The 21820-nt window shown below is 71.3% G+C and carries 17 protein-coding genes, 1 tRNA gene and 1 pseudogene; 8 read left to right on the top strand and 11 right to left on the bottom strand.

Annotated features, from left to right (window positions below):
• Nucleotides 1-66: 66 nt before the first annotated feature.
• From ABT238_RS18670 to ABT238_RS18660, 3 genes are read right to left on the bottom strand one after another with little or no spacing between them, the layout of a single operon-like run.
• On the bottom strand, nucleotides 67-699 hold the full coding sequence (locus ABT238_RS18670) for a hypothetical protein (protein WP_350768558.1): 633 nt from the start codon (nucleotides 697-699) through the stop codon (nucleotides 67-69).
• On the bottom strand, nucleotides 686-2350 hold the full coding sequence (locus tag ABT238_RS18665) for a substrate-binding domain-containing protein (RefSeq protein WP_350563591.1): 1665 nt from the start codon (nucleotides 2348-2350) through the stop codon (nucleotides 686-688). The genes ABT238_RS18670 and ABT238_RS18665 overlap by 14 nt, the downstream gene beginning before the upstream one ends.
• A gap of 11 nt (nucleotides 2351-2361) precedes the next feature.
• Nucleotides 2362-3453, bottom strand: coding sequence for a hypothetical protein (locus ABT238_RS18660; RefSeq protein WP_350563589.1), 1092 nt, complete (start codon nucleotides 3451-3453; stop codon nucleotides 2362-2364).
• A gap of 284 nt (nucleotides 3454-3737) precedes the next feature.
• Here ABT238_RS18660 and pyk point away from each other — a divergent pair, with 284 nt between their 5' ends.
• Nucleotides 3738-5168: a pyruvate kinase gene (pyk, locus tag ABT238_RS18655; RefSeq protein ID WP_350563587.1), complete on the top strand. Its 1431-nt coding sequence runs from the start codon at nucleotides 3738-3740 to the stop codon at nucleotides 5166-5168.
• Between the two features lie 43 nt (nucleotides 5169-5211).
• On the opposite strand, the gene ABT238_RS18650 is transcribed toward pyk, so the two are convergent.
• Nucleotides 5212-5997: a helix-turn-helix domain-containing protein gene (locus tag ABT238_RS18650; RefSeq protein WP_350768489.1), complete on the bottom strand. Its 786-nt coding sequence runs from the start codon at nucleotides 5995-5997 to the stop codon at nucleotides 5212-5214.
• A gap of 119 nt (nucleotides 5998-6116) precedes the next feature.
• A tRNA-Leu gene (locus ABT238_RS18645) sits at nucleotides 6117-6190 on the bottom strand.
• Nucleotides 6191-6290: 100 nt separating this feature from the next.
• Between ABT238_RS18645 and ABT238_RS18640 the strand changes: the two genes are divergently transcribed.
• The gene (locus ABT238_RS18640) at nucleotides 6291-6953 is read left to right on the top strand and encodes an ANTAR domain-containing response regulator (RefSeq protein WP_350543927.1); all 663 of its coding nucleotides are present in this window, start codon (nucleotides 6291-6293) and stop codon (nucleotides 6951-6953) included.
• Nucleotides 6954-7007: 54 nt separating this feature from the next.
• Here ABT238_RS18640 and ABT238_RS18635 read toward each other — a convergent pair whose 3' ends face one another.
• The 6 genes from ABT238_RS18635 to ABT238_RS18610 all read right to left on the bottom strand — a co-directional run bounded on the left by ABT238_RS18635 (nucleotide 7008) and on the right by ABT238_RS18610 (nucleotide 13785).
• Nucleotides 7008-7724: an ABC transporter ATP-binding protein gene (locus tag ABT238_RS18635; protein WP_350563585.1), complete on the bottom strand. Its 717-nt coding sequence runs from the start codon at nucleotides 7722-7724 to the stop codon at nucleotides 7008-7010.
• Nucleotides 7721-8563 carry an ABC transporter ATP-binding protein gene (locus ABT238_RS18630; protein ID WP_350768430.1) on the bottom strand — a complete coding sequence of 281 codons (843 nt, stop codon included), beginning with the start codon at nucleotides 8561-8563 and terminating at the stop codon, nucleotides 7721-7723. Before ABT238_RS18630 ends, ABT238_RS18635 begins: the two co-directional genes overlap by 4 nt.
• Before the next feature lie 7 nt (nucleotides 8564-8570).
• A complete protein-coding gene (locus tag ABT238_RS18625; protein WP_350563764.1) occupies nucleotides 8571-10505 on the bottom strand; it encodes a branched-chain amino acid ABC transporter permease in 1935 nt (644 codons plus the stop codon).
• Between the two features lie 5 nt (nucleotides 10506-10510).
• On the bottom strand, nucleotides 10511-11440 hold the full coding sequence (locus ABT238_RS18620; protein WP_350563580.1) for a branched-chain amino acid ABC transporter permease: 930 nt from the start codon (nucleotides 11438-11440) through the stop codon (nucleotides 10511-10513).
• 143 nt (nucleotides 11441-11583) lie between these two features.
• Nucleotides 11584-12816, bottom strand: a complete 1233-nt coding sequence (locus tag ABT238_RS18615) for a branched-chain amino acid ABC transporter substrate-binding protein (RefSeq protein WP_350563578.1) — start codon at nucleotides 12814-12816, stop codon at nucleotides 11584-11586.
• A 555-nt stretch (nucleotides 12817-13371) separates the two neighbouring features.
• Complete coding sequence (locus ABT238_RS18610) at nucleotides 13372-13785, bottom strand: PaaI family thioesterase (protein WP_350563762.1); 414 nt, start codon at nucleotides 13783-13785, stop codon at nucleotides 13372-13374.
• 367 nt (nucleotides 13786-14152) lie between these two features.
• Here ABT238_RS18610 and polA point away from each other — a divergent pair, with 367 nt between their 5' ends.
• The 6 genes and pseudogenes from polA to ABT238_RS18580 all read left to right on the top strand — a co-directional run bounded on the left by polA (nucleotide 14153) and on the right by ABT238_RS18580 (nucleotide 21673).
• Nucleotides 14153-16834 (top strand): DNA polymerase I, encoded by a 2682-nt coding sequence (gene polA / locus ABT238_RS18605; protein WP_350769095.1) that lies wholly within the window; start codon nucleotides 14153-14155, stop codon nucleotides 16832-16834.
• An 88-nt stretch (nucleotides 16835-16922) separates the two neighbouring features.
• Nucleotides 16923-17609, top strand: a complete 687-nt coding sequence (locus tag ABT238_RS18600; protein ID WP_350563576.1) for a hypothetical protein — start codon at nucleotides 16923-16925, stop codon at nucleotides 17607-17609.
• A gap of 161 nt (nucleotides 17610-17770) precedes the next feature.
• On the top strand, nucleotides 17771-18883 hold the full coding sequence (locus tag ABT238_RS18595) for a DUF3103 family protein (protein WP_350768345.1): 1113 nt from the start codon (nucleotides 17771-17773) through the stop codon (nucleotides 18881-18883).
• 104 nt (nucleotides 18884-18987) lie between these two features.
• On the top strand, nucleotides 18988-19749 hold the full coding sequence (locus ABT238_RS18590; protein WP_350768326.1) for a GNAT family N-acetyltransferase: 762 nt from the start codon (nucleotides 18988-18990) through the stop codon (nucleotides 19747-19749).
• 65 nt (nucleotides 19750-19814) lie between these two features.
• Nucleotides 19815-20281: pseudogene (locus ABT238_RS18585) on the top strand (NUDIX domain-containing protein).
• Between the two features lie 204 nt (nucleotides 20282-20485).
• Nucleotides 20486-21673, top strand: coding sequence for a UDP-N-acetylglucosamine--N-acetylmuramyl-(pentapeptide) pyrophosphoryl-undecaprenol N-acetylglucosamine transferase (locus tag ABT238_RS18580; RefSeq protein WP_350768294.1), 1188 nt, complete (start codon nucleotides 20486-20488; stop codon nucleotides 21671-21673).
• Nucleotides 21674-21820: the final 147 nt, after the last annotated feature.

Raw genomic sequence — 21820 nt, 5'->3', positions numbered from 1 at the left:
CACGACGCAGCGGCCGGTCCCCGGTCACCCGGGCCGGCCGCTGCGTCCGGCGCGCTGCCGCGGCGATCAGGTCGCCGGGACCATGGCCGCCATCTCGTCCACCGCCCGGGCCAGTTCGGCCACCGGGTCCGCCCCGTCCGACACCCAGGGCTGCCAGGTCAGCGCCCGCAGGTAGCCGTCCACCGCCAACGGCAGCCGGCGCTGGACGATCGGCTCCGTGGTCGGCCCCGGCCCGGCGGTGCGCAGCCGCACCAGCAGCCCCGGCACGTTCGCCGCCGGCGGCAGCGCCGCCGAACCGACGAACGCCGCCAGCTCCTCCAGCTGCGGCCAGGGCCGCGGCGCCGGCGGGGCGGCCGCGGACGGCGGGCCCGCCGGGCCGCTCTGCTGCCCGGTGCCGCCCTGGGTGCTGCCGGTCGTCGGCGGGTCGTCCGGATCCCGGGTCTCTCCGGTACCCCCGGTACCCCCGGTACCCCCGGTACCCCCGGTACCCCCGGGCCGCCCGGATTCGACGGCCCACCACAGCAACGTCACCGCCCCGTACAGGGCGGCCACGATCCCCGGCCACAGGGCCCCGCCCCGGCCCGCGAAGTGCAGCACCAGCCCACCCGAACCGGCCGTGCACGCCGCGATGTTGCGGGCGGATCCCAGGTACCTCAGGACCCGCCCGCCCCACGTGCCGCCACCGTTACTGGTAGCCACGGATCTCCTCGAACGCCCCGTCCAGCGAACCCGTCCCGTCGAACAGCTTGCCGCCCGTCAGATCCGCGATCCCCTGCAACTGCGTCTTCGCCGCGTCGCCGAACAGGATCGGGAACACCCGCACCGACCTCAGCGCCGGCGAGAGACCGGCCCGGAAGGTCTTGAAGTCCTGGTCCGACACCCCCTCGTTGCTCAGCCCGTCCGTCATCACCACGATCGACGTGAACCGGTCGTCCTTCGCCGCGGCCTGCTGCCGCTCGATCACCCGGTACGCCTCCTCCAGCGACGAGTACACCGCGGTGCCGCCCTCCGCCGACAGCGCCTGCACGTCCGCGTTGATCGACGCCAGCTCCTGCTGCGCCGCCGCCCCGGCCGGCACGGTGTGCGTCTTCGTGGACTTGACCTTGGAGGCGAAGGAGATCAGCGTGACCTCCTCGCGGTCGCGGAACCGCCGCACCCCCCGGGAGTCCTCCGCCCCGGTCAGCCGGCCCATCGCCGACTTCAGCTGGGCCAGCCGCTGCCCCGCCATCGAGCCCGAGGTGTCCAGCACGTAGACCGTCCGCGACGGCCGCCGCAGCTCGTTCTGGTACGAGGCCAGCAGATGGGTCGCCACCGCCAGGCTGCCCGGGAAGGGCAGCTCCCGGCGCCGGTCCGTCGGCACGCCCGCCGCCGGAGCCACCCCGGCCGCCACCGGGTGGCGCAGCGTCTGCTCGGAGATCCGCTTCTGGACGTCCTCCTTCAGCAGGTACTCGGTCAGCCTGCGGAACGATTCCTGCTCCCGCGGCTGCGCGGAACTCAACAGGGTCAACGGGTAGTTGGCCGTCACCACGCCGTCCGTCGGGCGCACCACGGTGAGCCGCTGCTCCGGCGGCAGCGTCTTGTTCATCGTCAGCAGCACCGACTCGTAGTTCACCAGCGCCCCGACCGAGCCCTGCTCGGCCTGGGTGTACGCCTGGGTCAGCCAGCCCGACGACCCGGAGGTCAGCTTCTGTCCGGCGAAGAACTGCTTCAGCTGCGGCGTCGCCTTGGCGACGTCCTCGTCGGTCAGCGCCGAGTTCGCGGCGGAGAGCGCCGAGGCCACCCCCACCAGTCCGGAGAAGCCCGAGTTCGACCGGGACGGGTCCGCCATGCCGTAGTTCAGCTTCCCGGCGGCCGCCGCCTCGGCCAGGTTCCCCCAGGTCACCGCGGAACCGTCACCCCACGACAGCTCGCCCAGGACCGAGGAGCGGATCCCGATCGCCAGCGGCGAGGTCATGACCGGGCTCTCCGACAGCAGCTTCGGCCGGCTCCGCTCGTCCAGCCGCAGGTACTGGTTCGACGGGAACCAGAGCGCGTCGTACTTGCCGTCCGCCGCGTTGCCGGAGACCGCCTCCGCGCCGTCCAGTGATCCCGTCCAGGAGAACTGGACGGTCACGCCGGTCTCCTTCTGGGCCTGCTCCAGGATCGGCGCCATGTCCTGCAGCTCGCTGCCGGCCAGTACCCGCAGCACCCCCGCCTGGGCGGTCGGCGCCGGCGGGGCGGTCGGGTCGGGCTTCGGCGCGGGGGAGGACGTGCACGCCGCCACCAGCGCCGCCAGGGCCGCCAGCGCGGCGGCCAGTCCCCGGGCCCCGCCCCGGTGCTTCACCATCATCGCGGTCTTTCCTGTCGTCATGTTCCCGCCGCTCACGGCTTCGTCGCGTAGTCGGTCAGCTTCTTCAGCACGTCGTACACCGGGATGCTGGCGTGGTTGATCCCCGCCTGGTCCAGGTTGGGCGCGAGGTGGAACGAGTCGTCCTGGGTCCTGAACTGGGTGCCGAAGGCCTTGGTGTCCCCCTGGATGCGGAAGCCGTGCTTGGTCGCGGCCTCCCGCAGCTTGGTGTTGTTCTGCAGCAGCGTCGCCAGCTTCCGCCCGTCCTCGTTGAGTCCGACCAGGGTGTGGGCCGAGAAGATCGTGGTGTCCGGGTAGAGCACCACCATGTCGCCGAGCGTGTTCTGCTGGCGCACCAGTTCGGCGGCCTCCGACTCGTACACGAGGGACAGCGGTCGTCCGACCCCCGAGGTGAAGTCCTTGAACAGCAGGTCGGTGGACTGCTTCTTCTCGCCCTGCTTGGAGATCGCCGTGTACAACAGGTCCTTGACCTTCTCCACCTCCGCGTCGCTCGACACCGGACCGCCGTTCTCCAGGGAGGAGAGCAACGCCAGGTACATCGCGCCGGAGGAGGAGTCCTTCGGGTCGGTGGTGGCCATCAGCACGTTCCCGCGCAGTTCGGCCTTCGGCTTGCCGCCGAGGAGTTGCTCCCACGTCTTGTTGGTGCGCAGCGCGTCCCGGTAGGCGTCCATCCTGAGGGTCCACACGTGGGTGGTGGGGTCCTCGGCCGCCATTCCGCTGTCCTTCAGCGCCTGGGCGGTCGCCTGATGGGCCACGACCACCAGCGGCGAGTAGAACGGTGCCGAGACCACCTCGGTGATGCCCTTGTTCTGGCGGATCTTGTCGGCCGGCGCCTGGCTGGCGGGGAAGGCGAAGGCCTGCCCGTCGAGCTTGTCGACCATCTGCCAGGAGCCGACGGGCAGGGTCTTCACGATGAGCCCCTGGGCCGCCAGTTCGGCCTTGACGTCCTCGTCCTGGAAGAAGTCCTGCTTCTCCGACCCGATGAGACCCGTGATGGTGACGGTCTTCGTGGTCTTCTTGTCGTCGTGGGACGTCGGCCGTAGCAGGGCGAACGCCACCCCACCGAGCAGCACCAGTGCCGCCAGCACCCCGAACGCACGCTTCATACCGGACGCTTCCCCCTCGTCGGAACGACTTCCGCGCCCCGGCATCGCACCGGGGTGACGAGCGTCCCGCCGTGCCGCGTGCGGGGGCGGAAGTGACGGTGAACCAGAGGTGAACACACCTTCACGGGTTCGCATCGGGGAACGGGTGCGGACGAGCCCGGGGGAACCAATCGCACGTCGGTCCGACGTTGTGTCAGAGTGTTCAACTCTCCTTATGGCAACGGCCATCCCGTTGTTTGGACCCGCATCGTCGTTACGCGCCGGTAATGCCTACTCTCAGCACTATGCGCCGAGCAAAAATCGTCTGTACCCTCGGGCCCGCCACCGACGGCTACGACCAGATCAAGGCCCTGGTCGACGCCGGGATGGACATCGCCCGATTCAATCTGAGCCACGGCTCCCACGCCGAGCACGAGGAGCGCTACCGCCGGGTCCGCAAGGCAGCGGACGAGACCGGCCGCAGCGTCGGCGTGCTCGTCGACCTTCAAGGCCCGAAGATCCGCCTCGGCACCTTCGCCGAGGGCCCGGTACTTCTCGAACGCGGCGACGAGTTCACCATCTCCACCGACAACGGCGTCGACGGAGACCAGAACGGCTGCGGCACCACCTACCCCGGACTCGCCGGGGACGTCACCGTCGGCGAGCGGATCCTCGTCGACGACGGCCGGGTCACCCTGGAGGTCGCCGAGGTGGCCGGACCGCGGGTCCGCTGCGTCGTCGTCGAGGGCGGCCTGGTCTCCGACCACAAGGGCCTCAACCTCCCCGGGGTCGCCGTCTCGGTGCCCGCGCTCAGCGAGAAGGACATCGCCGACCTGCGCTGGGCCCTGCGGGTCGGGGCCGACCTGGTCGCGCTCTCCTTCGTCCGCAGCGGGCGGGACGTCGAGGACGTCCACCGGGTGATGGACGAGGAGGGGCGCCGGGTCCCGGTCATCGCCAAGGTCGAGAAGCCGCAGGCGGTGCAGAACCTCGACTCCGTCGTCGACCGCTTCGACGGCGTCATGGTGGCCCGCGGCGACCTCGGGGTGGAGATGCCGCTGGAGGAGGTGCCGATGGTCCAGAAGCGGGCGATCGCGCTCGCCCGGCGGAACGCCAAGCCGGTCATCGTGGCGACCCAGATGCTCGACTCGATGATCAACTCCTCGCGCCCCACCCGCGCCGAGGCCTCCGACGTCGCCAACGCCGTCCTCGACGGCACCGACGCGGTGATGCTCTCGGGCGAGACCTCGGTCGGGAAGTACCCGTCCGAGACGGTCCGCACCATGGGCCGCATCATCGAGGCCGCCGAGCAGGACATCCTCGCGGCCGGCCTGCCCACGCTCGCCGCGGGCGGCAAGCCCCGCACCCAGGGCGGCGCCGTCGCCCGGGCGGCCGCGGAGATCGGCGACTTCCTGCACGCCAAGTACCTGATCGCCTTCACCCAGTCCGGCGACACCGCCCGCCGGCTGACCCGCTACCGCTCGCCGATCCCCGTGCTGGCCTTCACCTACGAACCGGCCGTCCGCAGCCAACTCGCCCTCACCTGGGGTGTGGAGACCTTCCTCGGCCCGTTCGCGCCCACCACCGACGAGATGGTCGAGCAGGTCGACGCCGCCCTGCTCTCCCTCGGCCGCTGCCGGAAGGGCGACATCGTCGTCATCACCGCCGGCTCCCCGCCCGGCCTCGCCGGCTCCACCAACCTGGTCCGCGTCCACCATGTGGGGACCCTGGACGACTGACCCCGTTCCAGCGGCGCGGCGCCTCCTCGGGGCCGCGCCGCTGTCAGTGCTTGGGCCCGATGTGGGCGTCCATGAGGGCCACAGACTCCTTGCGGGCGACGGAGACGTTCACGCTGCCGGTGGGGCGGGTGACGGACCTCCACTGCACGCCGACGGCATCGAGCGTGTCCGTGAAGAGGCGGACGATGTCGGTCGAGGTGTTGGTGAAGAAGTAGCGCGGGTACTCGTAGCGCTTTGTGACACCGCCGACGGTGCGGGTCGTCCAGTTGGTGATCCGGCAGCCGTCGGAGTGGATCAGGCCACGCAGGAAGTCCCGGGGATGGGCATCGACGATCTCCTGCTGCCATGGTGTCAGGGCTATGGTGCGCTCGTGCTTCCTGCCTGGGCCGTGCTGGGGGAAGTAGCAGGTCAAGTGGTTCGAATAGACCTTGACATCGCGACAGCCGGTGCGGCGGACCCGGCAGGGGGTGTTGTTGGGGAGGACCTGGCGCATGGCCTGCTCGACGGAGTCGATGATGCCCGGCCACTTCTCGTCGCACGTGACCTGAAGGCTCTGGGTCCTGCGGTACTCGTTGGGCAGCAGGATGTGGCCGTCGCCGAGGTAGAGGCCGAGGAGGTAGGCGTAGGCGGGACGGTTCAGCCGGTCGCCGTAGCAGTGCGGGCAGGCGGAGCGCTTTCGGCCGGGGAGCCTGTTGTGCCTGGCGAGATCGTGGTGCTTCCAGGCCCCGATGGTGCCCGAGGGCACGCCGAGGCGGCGGGCGACGTCGCGGTTGCGGACGCCTTGGCGGAGGAGGTGGACGGCTTCTTCGCGCGTGGATCGAACGGCCATGCGGGCGATCTTCGAACCCGGGCGCCGAACGGGCGGGCGAATGGAATGGTTTCGACTCGAACGAATGAAGATCGCCAACTATTAGGCTACCCTAAGCGGCTTTCGAATCGAAGGAAAAGTACCCCGGGTGGGATTCGAACCCACGCTGGATGGTGTTTGAGACCATTGCCTCTAACCTCTGGGCTACCGGGGCATCCACAGATTCGAAGGTTGCCCCCGACCCTGCTTGAACTCAAACATACCGTGTCTGGGTACCCTCGTGCATGCAGTACCCCGCCGGAACGAGGAGCCCCGTGAGCACCGCCGACGAGCAGGCCGAGCCGCTTGAGACCGATTCGCCCCAGATCACCCGGATTGTGATCGCCGAGGACGAGGCGCTGATCCGCCTCGATCTGAAGGAGATGCTGGAGGAGGAGGGGTACACCGTCGTCGGGGAGGCCGGGGACGGGGCCACGGCGGTCCGGCTGGTGCAGGAGCTGAAGCCGGACTTGGCGATCCTGGACGTGAAGATGCCGGTGCTGGACGGGCTGTCCGCCGCCGAGCAGATCCATGAGCAGCACCTGGCGCCGGTGCTGATGCTGACCGCGTTCTCGCAGCGGGAGCTGGTGGACCGGGCGCGCGACGCCGGGGCGATGGCGTACATCGTCAAGCCGTTCTCCAAGAGCGACCTGGTGCCCGCGATCGAGATGGCGGTGTCCCGGTACACGGAGATGCGGACGCTGGAGGAGGAGATCGCGGATCTCACCCAGCGGCTGGAGACCCGCAAGCTGGTGGACCGCGCGAAGAGCGTGCTGCAGACCAAGTTCGGGCTGAACGAGCCGGCCGCCTTCCGGTGGATCCAGAAGACCTCGATGGACCGCCGGATGACGATGGCGGCGGTGGCCGAGGCGGTCATCGAGGAGGGCGCCGCTCAGGACCGCAAGAAGGCCGAGGAGGCCGCGGGCGGCGCGGAGTAGCGAAGTGGCGGAAGGGCCCGGCACGGGTGTGCCGGGCCCTTCGCCGTGCCGGTGTCAGTCCTCGCCGAGGTAGGCCTTGCGCACCGACTCGTCGTGCAGGAGGTCGGCGCCGGTGCCCTGGAGGACGATGCTGCCGGTCTCCATGACGTAGCCGCGGTCGGAGAGGGAGAGCGCGGCCTGGGCGTTCTGCTCGACCAGCAGGATGGTGGTGCCTTCGGCCTTGAGCTCGACGATGGTCGCCATGATCTTCTGCATCATCAGCGGCGAGAGGCCCATCGAGGGCTCGTCGAGCATGAGCAGCTTGGGCCGGGACATCAGGGCCCGCCCCATGGCGAGCATCTGCTGCTCGCCGCCGGAGAGGGTGCCGGCGGCCTGCCTGCGGCGTTCGCCGAGGATGGGGAAGAGGCCGTAGGCCCGTTCGACGTCCTGGGCGATGCCGTGCGCGTCGTCACGCAGGAAGGCGCCGAGGAGGAGGTTCTCCTCGATGGTCATGCGCGGGAAGATGTGCCGGCCCTCGGGGGAGTGGGCGAGGCCGAGGGCGACGATCTTGTGGGCGGGGACGGCGGTGAGCTCCTGCCCGTCGAAGGTGATGCGGCCGGCGGTGGGCTTGAGCAGGCCGGACAGGGTGCGCAGGGTGGTGGTCTTGCCGGCGCCGTTGGTGCCGATCAGGGTGGTGACCTCGCCCTGGTTGACGGTGAAGCTGATGCCCTTGACGGCCTCGATCTTGCCGTAGGCGACGCGGAGGTCCTGGACCTCGAGGAGTGCGGTCACTGGTCGGTCTCCGTAACGGGGGCGGTGCCTTCGAGCGGGGCGCCGAGGTAGGCGGTGATGACGCGCTCGTCGCTCTGGACGGTCTCGCGGTCGCCCTCGACGATCTTCTGGCCCTGGACGAGTACGGCGGTGCGGTCGCAGAGGTTGAAGATGAACCGCATGTCGTGCTCGATGACGAGGACGGAGACGCCCCGGTCGCGGATGGCGAAGACGAGTTCCTCGGCGGCGCGGGTCTCCTGCGGGTTCATGCCGGCGGTGGGCTCGTCGAGGAGCAGCAGACCGGGGTCGGAGGCGAGGGCGCGGGCGATCTCCAGCTTGCGCTGCTCGCCGTAGGGGAGGTTGCGGGCGAGGTGGTCGGCCTTGCCGGCGAGACCGGTGAACTCCAGGAGTTCCATGGCCTTCTCGCGGCTCTCGGCCTCGGAGCGGCGGTAGCCGGGGCCGCGCAGGACGGCGGAGAGCAGGCCCTGGTGCATCCGGCTGTGGCGGCCGACCTGGACGTTCTCCAGGACGGTCATGTTGGCGAAGAGCCGGATGTTCTGGAAGGTGCGGGCGATGCCGGCCTGGGTGACGAGGTGGGGCTTGGGCGGCAGGACGGTGCCCTGGTAGGTGACGGTGCCCTCGGTGGGGACGTAGAGGCCGGTGAGGCAGTTGAAGAAGGTGGTCTTGCCGGCGCCGTTGGGGCCGATGAGGCCGATGATCTCGCCGCGGCCGACGGTGAGCGAGACGCCGTTGACGGCGGTGAGGCCGCCGAAGCGCATGGTGACGCCGGAGACGTCGAGCAGGGGCGCGTCGGGGTCCGGGGCGGCCTCGGCGGGTGCGGGGGCGTTGCTGGTGGTCATCTGGGGGTCACGCCCCTGCCTTGGAGAGGGCGACGCCGTCGCCGGTGGGTTGCGCGGGGATGGCGGCGGCCTCGTGGAACTCCAGCTGCCGGCGCCGGTTGGGGATGAGGCCCTCGGGGCGCACCCGCATGAGGACGATGAGGGCGATGCCGAAGGCGAGCAGCTGGTAGTCGGCGAGGAACTCCAGCTTCTTCGGGATGAGGAAGAGCAGGGTGGCGCCGGCCAGCGGGCCGCTGATGGTGCCCATGCCGCCGAGGATGACGGCGGCGAGCAGGAAGGCGGAGTTGGGCGGCAGGGCCTCGGCGAAGGTGTACTGGTCGGGGGTGACGGTGTAGCTGACGTGGGCCTGGACGGTGCCGGCGAGGCCGGCGAGGCAGGCGCCGAGGGCGAAGGCGAGGAGCTTGAGGCGGAAGCCGTTGATGCCCATGGCCTCGGCGGCGGTCTCGTCCTCGCGGATGGCGACCCAGGCGCGGCCGATGCGGGAGTTGCCGACGCGCGCGAAGACCAGCACGACGAAGGCGGTGACCAGCAGCATCAGCAGGTAGTAGTTGGAGAACCGGCCGAGTTCGACGCCGAAGACGGTGGTGGGCTTGCCGAGGTCCCAGCCGAGGATCTCGAGGTCGGGGATCCGGGGGATGCCGTTGGAGCCGTTGGTGACCTTGGGGCCGGTGGTGCCGTTGAGGTTGAGCATGGTGATGCGGAAGATCTCGCCGAAGCCGAGGGTCACGATGGCGAGGTAGTCGCCGCGCAGTCGCAGGGTCGGGGCGCCGATGACGACGCCGAAGACCATGGAGACGACGGCGCCGGTGAGGACGGCGGCCCAGAACGGGAACTGGACGTGGATCGGCGAGGCGGGGGAGCCGGAGACCAGGGCGGCGCTGTAGGCGCCGACGCCGAGGAAGGCGACGTAGCCGAGGTCGAGGAGGCCGGCGAGGCCGACGACGATGTTGAGGCCGAGGGCGACGGTGGCGAAGATCAGGATGTTGGTGGCGACCGAGGTGTACTGGTCGCTGGTCTGGGTGAACGGGAAGCTGGCGGCGGCGGCGAAGGCCGCGCCGGTGGTGACCGCCTGGTACTTGACGGTCAGGGCGCGCAGCCGGGCGATCAGGCCGGAGCGGGTGAGCGCGGCGATCGTGGCGGCGGCGAGCAGCAGGTAGCCGGTGAAGAGTTCGCCGTACTCGGTGTCGATGCCGAAGGTGACGGCGAACAGGCCGATGGCGAAGGCGACGACGATGAGTCCGACCTCGACCCAGGAGGGCAGCTCGCGGGGGGCGGGCTGCGGGCGCTGGACGGTGCCGAGCCGCAGCCAGGTGTTGGCGAGGTGGCCGAGCTGGACGAGCAGCACGGCGCCGGTGGCGATGGCGAGGCCGCCGGCGAGGGCGGTGAGGACGGGGGCGACCGGCTTGTCCTCGGGGACCGCGTGGGTGGCGAACCAGACGACGGGGGCGATCGGGACGAGGAGGAACAGCCGCCGGTCGAGGACGCGCAGCGGGACGGCGGTGCGCCGGTCCAGCGGCAGGCCGAGGGCGCCCGCGACGGCGAGCAGGGAGCCGGCGGCGAGGACCCAGCCGCCGGGTTCGAGGTTGGCGAGGCCGCCGAGGTCGACCGTGATGGACAGGACCGAGAACCAGCCGACGGCGAGGGCGCCGGCGGCGGCGAACAGGACGGCGTTGTGGCTGCGGCGGGGGGCGGCCCAGCGCAGGCCGGGGACGCCCTGGGTGGCGAGCAGCAGCAGCAGGGTGAGCAGGCCGGCGGTGAGGGCGAGCCACTGGAGGCCGGCCGGGGAGCCGTAGTAGGTGAGGTCGCCGGGGTAGTCGGCGGTCCAGGTCCAGGACATCAGGGCGGAGGCGGCGGTGGCGACCGCGCCGAGGCCGGTGAGCAGGGCGGCGGTGCGGCCGGGGAGGGCGATGACCGGGGTGGTTTCGGTGCTGGTGGTGGTCATGGTGCTCACGCCCTGTCCGCGACGCGCTCGCCGAGCAGGCCCTGGGGCCGGACGAGCAGGACGACGATGAGGAGTACGAAGGCCCAGACGTCCTTCCAGGCGCCGCCTCCGAAGAGGTGCATGCCGGGCAGGTGCTGGATGTAGCCCGTGGCGAGGGCTTCGGCGAGGCCGAGGGTGATGCCGCCGAGCATGGCGCCGTAGATGTTGCCGATGCCGCCGAGGACGGCCGCGGTGAAGGCCTTGAGGCCGAGCAGGAAACCCATCCGGAAGTCGACCTGGCCGCTGCGCAGGCCGTAGGCGACGGCGGCGACGGCGGCGAAGGCGGCGCCGATGGCGAACGCCATGACGATGATCCGGTCGGTGTCGATGCCCATGAGCTTGGCGGTGTCGGGGTCCTGGCTGGTGGCCTGCATGGCGCGGCCGGAGCGGGTGCGGGTGACGAACCAGCCGAGGGCGATCATGCAGACGGGGGCGGCGGCGATCAGGAAGAGGTCGCTGCGCTGGATGGCGACGGAGCCGATCTCGAAGGGGTCGCCGGGGATCTTCGGGAACACCCTGGCCTTCTTGGCGTCCGGGTAGAAGGAGAAGACCAGCTGCTGGAGGAGGATGGACAGGCCGATCGCGGTGATCAGCGGGGCGAGCCGTGGGGCCGTGCGCAGGGGCCGGTAGGCGAAGCGCTCGGCGGCGACGGCGGTCAGGGTGGAGACCAGGATGCCGGCGAGCAGCATCAACGGTAGGGCCAGCCACAGGGTGGTGCCGCCGGGGAGGGCGAGGTAGGCGGTCAGGGCGCCGAAGCCGCCGACCATGACGATCTCGCCGTGGGCGAAGTTGATGAGCTGGACGATGCCGTAGACCATCGTGTAGCCGATCGCGACGAGCCCGTAGAGGGCGCCGAGGATCAGGCCGTTGGCCAGCTGCTGCGGTAGGTCGTGCACCGCTGGGCCTCCGTTGTGCGTGTGGGGTGTCCGCGTGGGTGTGGTGGATGTGGGTGCGCGCGGGGGCACTCGTGGCGCCCCCGCGCGGGGTGGTTCCGGTGTGCTGCGGCGCGCCTGACGTCAGGTCAGGATCCGTGTCGGGCTCAGCCGTTGAAGGTGCCGGACTTCTCCACGGTCCACTTGCCGTCCTTGACGGTGTAGACGGTGAGCTGCTTGTTGGTGGTGTCGCCGAACTCGTCGAAGGAGACCTTGCCGGTGACGCCCTCGAAGGTGACCTTCTGGACGGCCTCGACGACCTTGGCGCGCGGGCTGTCGGGGAGCTTGCCGTTGTTGGCGGCGACGACGGCCTTGACGCCCTGGATGATGGCCCAGGCGCTGTCGTAGGAGTAGCCGCCGTAGGTCTCGTAGGCGTCCTTGTAGCCGGCGGCCTTGTAGTCGGCGATGAACTTGGCCGCGGTGGGGAGCTGCTCGACGGGCAGGCCGACGGCGGTGGCGAAGTCGCCCTGGCTCTTGGGGTTGAGCTTGATGAAGTCGCCGCTCTGGATGCCGTCGCCGCCCATCAGCGGAACGCTGACGCCGGCGTCCTTGAGCTGCAGCGAGAGCGGGCCGGCGGCGGGGTACTCGCCGCCGTAGTAGACCGCCTCGGCGCCGGAGGACTTGACCTTGGTGACGACGGCGGCGAAGTCGCGGTCGTCGGGGTTGACGTGCTCCTCGCCGACGATCTGGCCGCCGTTCTTGAGGAACTGGGCCTTGAAGGTGGCGGCGAGGCCGGCGCCGTAGGTCTTCTGGTCGTCGATGATGAAGATCTTGGTCTTCTTGGCGTCCTTGACCAGGAAGTCGGCGGCGAAGGGGCCCTGGACGGCGTCGGTGGTGGCGGTGCGGAAGTAGGTCTGGAAGGGGCGGGACTTCTCGCCGCTGGCCCACTTCTCGCCCTGGCTGAGGGCGACGCCGGTGTTGGCGGGGGAGATCTGGACGAGCTTGGCGTCGTTGAAGATCTGCTGCATCGACTGCGCGACGCTGGAGTTGAGCGGGCCGACGACGCCGAGGACGTCCTTGTCGCCGACCAGCTGGGTGGCGTTCTGCTGGCCGGGCGCGGGCTTGCCGGTGTCGTCGAGGGCCTTGATCTGGAACTTGACGCCGGGGACCTCGTTCTTCTCGTTGGCCTGCTTGATCGCGAGCTCGACGGAGTTGCGGATGCCCTGGCCGAGGGCGGAGAGGTCGCCGGTGAGCGGGGCGTCGACGCCGATGGTGACGGTCGTGGAGCCGCCGCCCGTGCCGCTGTCCCCGGACTTCTTGTCGTCGCGGGAGCCGCACGCGGTGAGGCTGAGGGCGCCGATGACGGCAATGCTCACGACAACTGCTGAACGATGACGCACGAGGGTCCCCTTCGGTTCAGGAGGGCGCCGCGCCTGAACGGCGGGAGCCTGGATGCGCGGTGGGCTTGGCCCATTCCGGTGGCGCGGTGACTGGCCGTGACTCTAGATGTCGGTCGGCGGCTCGGGCAGTGGTGTAGCGAGGCTGTGATTCTCTTGTTATGAGCACACAGAGAAGGCGTCTCAGCATGTGGTCGTTCCGGTCCGATCGATCCGCTGGTACCGGGGGTTCCGTTCCCAACTCGCCCTATGTAAGGCGTAGAAGGGCAGGTTACTCCTGGCCTCACCGATAATCGGACGACAGTGTCCAGGGTGTTGGCGTCGGGCATAAGCGTCCGGATATCGGACGGCACCCGACCCGACGGGCTGCATTCGGCTGGTTCGGCCCTCCGGAACTGTCTGTTGCTCGGATGTCCTACTTGTTACGCAGTGTTACAGCGCTGAGAATGCCCGGGTCTCACCCGGACATGGCACCGCCCCCTTGTCCAGACCAACGACTGCCCAGGGCGGTCGAAGGTCAAACAAGGGGGCGGGCAAGGGATTTGACGAAGAATCGGCTCAGAGGTCGCGCAGCATGCAGGTGAGGCGGCAGCTGGTGACCCGCTTGCCGGTGTCGTCGGTGATCGCGATCTCGTAGGTGGCGGCCGTGCGCCCCTTGAAGACCGCGGTCGCCACGCCGGTGACCAGACCGGAGGTGGCCGAGCGGTGGTGGGTGGCGTTCAGGTCCACGCCCACCGCGTACCGGCCCGGGCCGGCGTGCAGCATCGCGCCCACCGAGCCCAGCGTCTCGGCCAGCGCCGCCGAGGCGCCGCCGTGCAGCAGGCCGTACGGCTGCTGGTTGCCCTCCACCGGCATGGTGCCGACCACCCGGTCGCCGGAGGCCTCGACGATCCGGATGCCCAGCTTCTCGCCGAGCCGCCCGCCGGAGAAGGTGGCCAGGTCCACGCCGAGCTTGGCGAAGTGCTCCAGCATCTCCGGCGGGACGTCGAGGAGGGGGGCCTGGGCGGCCGGGGCCGCGTCGGGGACGGTGATGGCTGCGTCGGGGGCCGGGTCGGTCATCGGGGAGCTCCTGCCGCTCGGGGGTCACGTCGTCGTGCTGCCTGTGATCGTACGACCGTCCTACTCGGCGGTAGAGACGGTGACGGGGGAGTCGGGCGTGGCGCCCGGGGCGCGAGCGCACCCGAGGGGCGCCCGCCCCGGGCGTGCCCCTTTTGTCGGCGGCGGGCCCTAGGATCGGTGGCCGGTAGTGGAATCGGCAGGAACGGACGTTGACGTGGCTACGCAGAGTACGGACAAGGGCGCGGCGGGTGGCGGCGGGGCCGGGCCGCGGCCCCGCCTGATGCTGCTCGACGGGCATTCCATGGCCTACCGGGCGTTCTACGCGCTGCCCGTGGAGAACTTCAACACCTCCACCGGCCAGCCCACCAACGCGGTGTACGGCTTCGCCTCGATGCTCGCCAACACCGTCCGGGACGAGGCGCCCACCCACCTCGCGGTCGCCTTCGACGTCTCCCGCCAGACCTTCCGCTCGGTCGAGTTCCCCGACTACAAGGCCAACCGGGCCAAGACCCCGGACGAGTTCCGCAGCCAGGTCGACCTGATCGGCGAGCTGCTGGACGCCATGAACGTGCCGCGGCTGAAGGTCGAGGGCTTCGAGGCCGACGACATCATCGCCACCCTGGCCACCGCCGCCGAGGCGGCCGGTTTCGACGTCGACATCGTCACCGGCGACCGCGACTCCCTCCAGCTGGTCACCGAGCACGTCACCGTGCTCTACCCGACCAAGGGCGTCTCCGAGCTCACCCGCTACACCCCGGAGAAGGTCGCCGAGAAGTACGGCGTCACCCCCCGCCAGTACCCGGACCTCGCCGCGCTGCGCGGCGACCCGTCGGACAACCTGCCGGGCATCCCCGGCGTCGGCGAGAAGACCGCCGCCAAGTGGGTCAACCAGTTCGGCTCCTTCGAGGAGCTGGTCACCCGCGCCGACGAGGTCAAGGGCAAGATCGGCGAGAAGCTGCGCGAGCACCTCGACTCGGTCAAGCGCAACCGCGTCCTCACCGAGCTGGTCCGCGACGTCGAACTCCCGCTCGGCGTCGACGACCTGGCCCGCGCGCCGTTCGACAAGCCGGCCGTCGGCGCGCTCATGGAGTCGCTGGAGTTCCGCAACGCCAACTTCCGCGACCGGGTCTACGGCATCGACCCGGCCGCCGCCGGGCCCGAGGCCGCCGAGCTCGCCCCCGGCGTCGAGGTCGACGGCGAACTGCTCACCGACCCCGGCACCCTCGCCGCCTGGCTGAAGCAGCACGCCAGCGGCAAGTCCCCGGTCGCGCTGGCCGCCGTCTACCGGTGGGCGCTCGGCAGCGGCGAGGTCACCGAGGTCGCGCTCGCCGCCGGAGAGACGGCCGCCTGGTTCGACCCGGCGCTGCTCGCCGAGGAGGACGAGCGCGCCTTCGCCGCCTGGCTGGCCGACCCGGCCGCGCCCAAGGCCCTGCACATCGCCAAGCAGGTCATGCGCGCCTTCGCCGAGCGCGGCTGGACCATCGAGGGCGTCGTCGCCGACACCGCCCTCGCCGCCTACCTGGAGAAGCCCGGCCGGCGCACCTTCACCCTGGAGGTGCTCGCCGAGGAGTACCTGGCCCGCTCGCTCGCCCCGGCGCCCGCCGCCGAGTCCGGCCAGCTCGCCTTCGACGCCCCGGAGGAGGACCCGGCCGCGCACGCCCAGGCCCTGATGCTCCAGGCCCGCGCCGTGCTCGACCTCGCCGCGCTCTTCGACACCCGCCTCGTTGAGGTCGGCGCCGTCGAGCTGCTGCGCGACATGGAGCTGCCGATCGCCGCCCTGCTCGCCCGGATGGAGCGCACCGGCATCGCCGCCGACCGCGACTGGCTCACCGGCCTGGAGGCGCAGTTCGCCGCCGAGATCCAGCGCGTGGTCGAGGAGGCGCACGCCGCGGCCGGCCACGAGTTCAACCTCGGCTCGCCCAAGCAGCTCCAGGAGATCCTCTTCGGCGAGCTCGCCCTGCCGAAGACCAAGAAGATCAAGACCGGCTACACCACCGACGCCGACGCCCTCACCTGGCTCGCCACCCAGACCGACAACGAGCTGCCGGTCATCCTGCTGCGCCACCGCGACCAGGCCAAGCTGCGCACCACCGTCGAGGGCCTGCTCAAGACCGTCTCCCCGGCCGGGCGCATCCACACCACCTTCAACCAGATGGTCGCCGCCACCGGCCGGCTCTCCTCGCAGGACCCGAACCTGCAGAACATCCCGGTGCGCACCGAGGAGGGCCGGATGATCCGCCGCGCCTTCGTCGTCGGCGAGGGCTACGAGTCGCTGCTCACCGCCGACTACTCGCAGATCGAGCTGCGGATCATGGCCCACCTCTCCGAGGACGCGGCGCTGATCGAGGCGTTCGCCAGCGGCGAGGACCTCCACACCACCGTCGCCTCCCAGGTCTTCGAGGTGCCCGGCAGCGCCGTCGACGCCGAGATGCGCCGCAAGATCAAGGCGATGTCCTACGGCCTGGCCTACGGCCTGTCCGCCTACGGGCTCTCCCAGCAGCTCGGCATCAAGCCCGCCGAGGCCCAGGGCCTGATGGACACCTACTTCGAGCGGTTCGGCGGCGTGCGCGACTACCTGCACCGGGTCGTCGAGGAGGCCCGCGCCACCGGCTACACCGAGACCCTGCTCGGCCGCCGCCGCTACCTGCCGGACCTCAACAGCGACAACCGACAGCGCCGCGAGATGGCCGAGCGGATGGCCCTCAACGCCCCGATCCAGGGCTCGGCCGCCGACATTGTCAAGATCGCCATGCTCCGGGTCGACGAGGCGCTGCGCGCCGCCGGGCTGACGTCCCGGATGCTGCTCCAGGTGCACGACGAGATCGTGCTGGAGCTGGCGCCGGGCGAGCGCGAGCAGGTCGAGGCGATCGTGCGCGAGCAGATGGCGGGTGCCTACCCGCTGCGCGCCCCGCTCGACGTCTCGGTCGGCGTGGGCGGCAACTGGGAGGCCGCCGCGCACTGACGGTGCGTCAGCAGACCCCGGGTGCGGCCTGGTCGAGGCTGCGCCCGGGGCCTTTCCGGCGGCGGTGGGCGGTCCTACCCTGGCGGGTATGCCTGCCGATGAGGTGCTCCGCCGCGGCCGTGACGGCACCACCGTCGACCTCGTGTTCGAGCCGGGCGGAGGCTCCTGGCCCGCCGCCGCGCTCCTGGTGCTGCGCATGCTCGCCGTCGTGTTCGCCGTGGGCGCCGTCTTCCTCCCCGTCGGCATGCTGCTCGTGGAGGTCGCGGTGATCGTCGGCGCCACCTTCGTGGGTGCGGTGACCGTCTGCGCGGTGCTGTGGGTGTCCGCCGCGCTGGTGCTGTGGCCGTTCGTCGCGGCCGCCGAGCTGCGGTCGGTCCGCCGGGTGCAGTTCGCCCCGGCCCGGGCGCCGACCGAACTGCGCTTCGTCCGGGGTGTCCGCGCCGATGCCTGGGCTCCGATCTCCGGCCTGCGGCGCGTCCAGCTGGACGAGAGCGTGGAGGAGCCCTACGAGGGCGACCCCGCGCCGGCCGCCCGTACCCTCACCATCACGGTGGTGACCTCGACCGGCGGCGACGGCCCGCGCCGGGCGCCGGACGGCACCGACGTCGACGCGCTCCAGCGCTCCCTGAAGGACCTGCTCGGTCCGGCCGGCGTCCCCGTCCTGCGCCGCACCGAACGACGCGTCCGCCGCAAGCCCCCGACCCCCTCCGGCGGCCGGGTCTACGGCGGCTCGGGCTCGGCCAATTCCGGCGGGGGATTCTCCGGCGGCGGGTGAGCCGGGAGCCGGGGCGGGGGTCCCCGTCGGCCTGTGTGGCGCCAAGGGTTGATACCGGGTCAGGGAACCTCTTCACTTGTCATGGCGCCGTCGTTTCTTGATCGCGGCGCCGGTCCGCACCAACGCTCCGACGCCTCACCCGACGAGCCTGGAGATCCCTCATGTCCCAGTCCCGCCTGCGACGCGCCGTCGTCGCGCTCACGGCCCTGCCCCTGCTCGCGCTCGGCGCGGGCCAGGCGCTCGCCGTCCCGGCCACCCCTCCGGCCGCCCCGGCGCCCCCGGCGGCCGCGTCCCAGGTCACCGCGATCGAGGACGGCATCGCCCGCACCCTGGCCACCTCCCTCACCGACCCCGCCCTGCGCGAGCGGCTGCGCTCGGCGACCGCCGCCGCCCCCGGCGGCGCCGAACTCGCGCCGCTGGCCGCCGGCGCCCCGGGCCTCGCCGCCGCCACCGCCCGGGCGGACCGCGGCATCGCCGCCGCCAAGGGCCTCGGCGCCGGTCTCGGCCCGCTGCTGCGCGTCCAACTGGCCGACCCCTCGATGCGTGCCGCCCTCGACGCGGGCACCGCACCGCTGGTCGCCGTCGCCGCCACCGACGACTACGCCCGCACCGTCCGCGCCTACGACACCGCCGGCCGGGCCCTCGGCCTCGACACCGGCACCCTGCCCACCCGCCCCGTCTACCTGGTCGACATCGACACGGCCAAGGCGCTGACCGCCGGAATCGAGCTGCTCCAGCGGGAGTTCGCCGCCCAGGGCCTCGGCTCCGGCGCGCAGGCCGCGTCCGGCTGGTGGGGCACCAAGATCACCTCCGTCGAGGTGAACGACGACGAGGAGCCCTGGTTCAAGGGCGCCGCCGAGATGTTCAGCCTGGTCACCGGCTTCGGCCTGGACGGCAAGGTCCGGGTCGACTCCGTCGCCATGCCGTACCTCCAGTACGACGGCACGGTCTACTACCCGAACCAGATCCTGGTGAACTGGTCGAACTACAAGTACAACCTGGCCGACGTCGTCCTGATGGAGGACGACGGCGACACCAACTACCTCGCCCTCGCCAAGGCCGTCGCCGCCGTCCTGCTCACCATCGCCGACCAGGGCGCCTACATCCCGCTGGTCAACGCCGTCCTGGAGGCGCTGCCCGCGTCCTGGTGGGTCGACGACCCGGACTACGTCGACTCCTGGTACACCCTGGCCCGCACCAGCACCGGCCGCCTCAACGGCGCCCGCGGCAACGGCTGGATGACCGTCGAACCGTACTGGGTCAGCCAGCTCTGACCGTCCCCGTCGCCACCGGGCCGGCGCCGCGCGTCCGCGCGCTGCGCCGGCCCGCAGTTGATCAACCCGTGTCACGGAGTCAATTTCGTACTACCGTGGACCTGATGACCACGGAATCCAGGACGACCGACCAGCCCACCTCCCCGGCCGGGGCGCCCACGCTCCAGGCCCGCAACTCCGCCGCCTTCTGGACCGCGACCGGCGAATCCCGGGGCCACGAGGTGATCCGGCGCCGCGGATTCGTCGCCGTCGACGGCGACCAGCGTGCGGGCCTGCGGATCCTGATCCGGGAGCCCGACCTCGACCCGGCCGAAGTGACCGAGGTGGGCGAGCTGGTCCGCCGCGCCTTGGGTCCGGTGCTCGTTGAGGACCCCTTTAGCTCGACGGACCTGAGCCACCTGGGCATGCGCACCTGGCAGATGCCGATCATGCTGCGCCTGCCCGGACCCGTCGACGCCCCGGCACTGGACGTGACCCGGGTGCGGCGGCCCGAGGACCTCCAGGCGGCCGAGCGGATCGTGATCGAGGGCTTCGAACTGGACGGCTTCGAGCCCCACCGCGCCGGTGAGCTCTTCCCGACGACGCTGATCGAACACCCGGGCGTGGACGTGTTCACCGCCTCCGTCGACGGCGTGCCCGCGGGCGCCGGCGTGAGCGTCGTGGCCGACGGCGTCGCCAGCCACTACTGGATCGCCACCTCGTCCGCCTTCCGCTCCCGCGGCGTCGGCCGCGCCGTCATGCTCGGCGCCCTCGCCCACGTCGCGGACCTCCCGGCCACCCTCACCGCCTCGAAGCTGGGCAGGCCCCTGTACGAGTCCCTGGGGTACAGGGTCGCGTCCCCCTCGACCTGGTGCGCCTCCGCGTAGGAAGTCGGCGGGGCCGACTTCCTGTGCGCGCGCCTGGACCGTACCCGTGACGGAGGTGGTGGATCATGCCCAGACGTGACTACGAGGACGACCCCGACGCCCCCGAGGCCAACTCCCTGGTCCCGGCCGCGTCCGTGGTCGTGGTCGACGACGCGGGCCGGGTACTTCTCCAGCGGCGTACCGACAACGGCATGTGGGCGCTGCCCGGCGGCAGGATGGACATCGGCGAGTCGCTCGCCGGCTGCGGGGTGCGCGAGACGCGCGAGGAGACCGGCATCGACATCGAGATCACCGGATCGTCGGCACCTACACCGACCCCCGGCACGTGTTCGCCTACGACGACGGCGAGGTCCGCCAGGAGTTCTCGATCTGCCTCCTCGGCCGCCCACTCGGCGGGGACCTGCGGGTGTCCGACGAGTCCCACGAGGTGGCGTGGTTCACCCCGACCGAGACGGATGGACTGCCGATGGTGTCGATCATCCGCCGACGTCTGGCCGACTGGCGCTCCGGGGCGATCCCCGTGGTGCGCTAGCCACCGCTCGTCGTTCGGCTCCTGGAGTTGGTGCGATCGCCCGTGTTCGGGCTGCCGAGGGAGGTGTCGCGGACGTGTCCTCGATGGGGTGAAGCTGACTGCGGCATTGCACAGTTCGCGCGCCGATGGCGAGGACGGTGTCCTGCTATCGTCCGCAGTGTTCGGACGCCGCTTTCCAGGCATGAACGGATGGGGAGTTCCTCTGTGATCAGCGATGCCGTCGGCGGCCACCAGGAGCGAGCCTTCCGGCTGATCGTGACGGGCGGCGGAACCGGCGGCCACACATACCCGGCGCTCACTGCGGTGCGCACCGCGCGGGCGAGGCTCGCCGCTGTCGGCCGGGCGCTGGATGTGCTGTGGGTCGGCACGGCGGACAGCTTGGAGTCCCGTGTTGCGGCGGGTGAGGGGATCGAGTTCACCGCGGTCGCCACGGGGAAGATCCGGCGCCACCGGAATCCGGTCAAGATGGTCTCCCCTGCGAACGTGCGGGACATCGCGCGTGTGCCGCTCGGTGTCGTCCAGGCCCGCGCGGTGGTCTCCTGGTTCCGCCCCGACGTGGTGCTGGCCACGGGCGGATACGTCGCGGTTCCGGTGGGCATCGCCGCTTCGCTGTGCCGTCGCCCGCTGGTCGTCCACGAGCAGACGGTGCGCCTAGGCCTGGCCAACCGAACGCTCGCAGGACGGGCGGCACGCATCGCGGTGTCGTCCGAGTCCACGCTGCCGCTGCTGCCCGAGGCGGTCCGCTCGCTCGCGGTCGTCACCGGCAATCCGGTGCGGCCCGAGGTGCTGACCGGTGATGCGGACAAGGCGATCCAGGCTCTTGGGCTGCACGGCTTCCGCCGAGACCTGCCGACGGTGTACGTCACCGGCGGCGCGCAGGGCTCGGAGCAGATCAACGGACTGGTGGCCGACGTTCTGCCCTGGTTGCTGGCCAGTGCCAACGTGATCCACCAGTGCGGCCCGGCGAACGTCGAAGCCCTGCGGGCCCGCGCCGCGGCTCTTCCCCCGCAGTTGGTGTCCCGCTATCTGCTCACCGGGTTCGTCGGCCCCGAGCTGCCCGATGTCCTCGCACTGGCCGATGTGGTGGTCTCCCGCAGTGGGGCGGGCACGATCGCGGAGCTGACGGCGCTGGGCAAGGCCTCGGTTCTCGTTCCCCTGGCCAGCTCGGCCGGCAATGAGCAGGCCCACAACGCCGGCCACCTGCACGATGCCGGGGCCGCGGTCGCGCTCCTCGGCGATGTGACGGCGGAGCGCCTCCGGGCGGCGGTCGACCCACTGCTGTCCGACGCCCACCGCCGTGCGGGCATGGCGGAGCGCGCGCGCTCCCACGGCCGGCCGGATGCCGCCGACCGGCTGGTGGACCTGGTTCTGGCGGCCGCCGTCGCGCACTGACGGCCGGTCACTGGAGCCCGGGGCGAGCTTCGCCCCGGGCTCCAGCGCTCTCAGAGGGCGTTCGATAGGGGAATTCCCCCAACTGTCCGGCTTCCATTGGCGCGGCACGGACTCGGTTCCAGGATCTCGTAGCGGCCGGGCCCGCGT

This window comes from Kitasatospora sp. NPDC001527 (genome assembly GCF_040298605.1).
Taxonomy (GTDB): Bacteria; Actinomycetota; Actinomycetes; order Streptomycetales; family Streptomycetaceae; genus Kitasatospora.
This window is presented reverse-complemented; position numbering and strand designations above follow the sequence as displayed.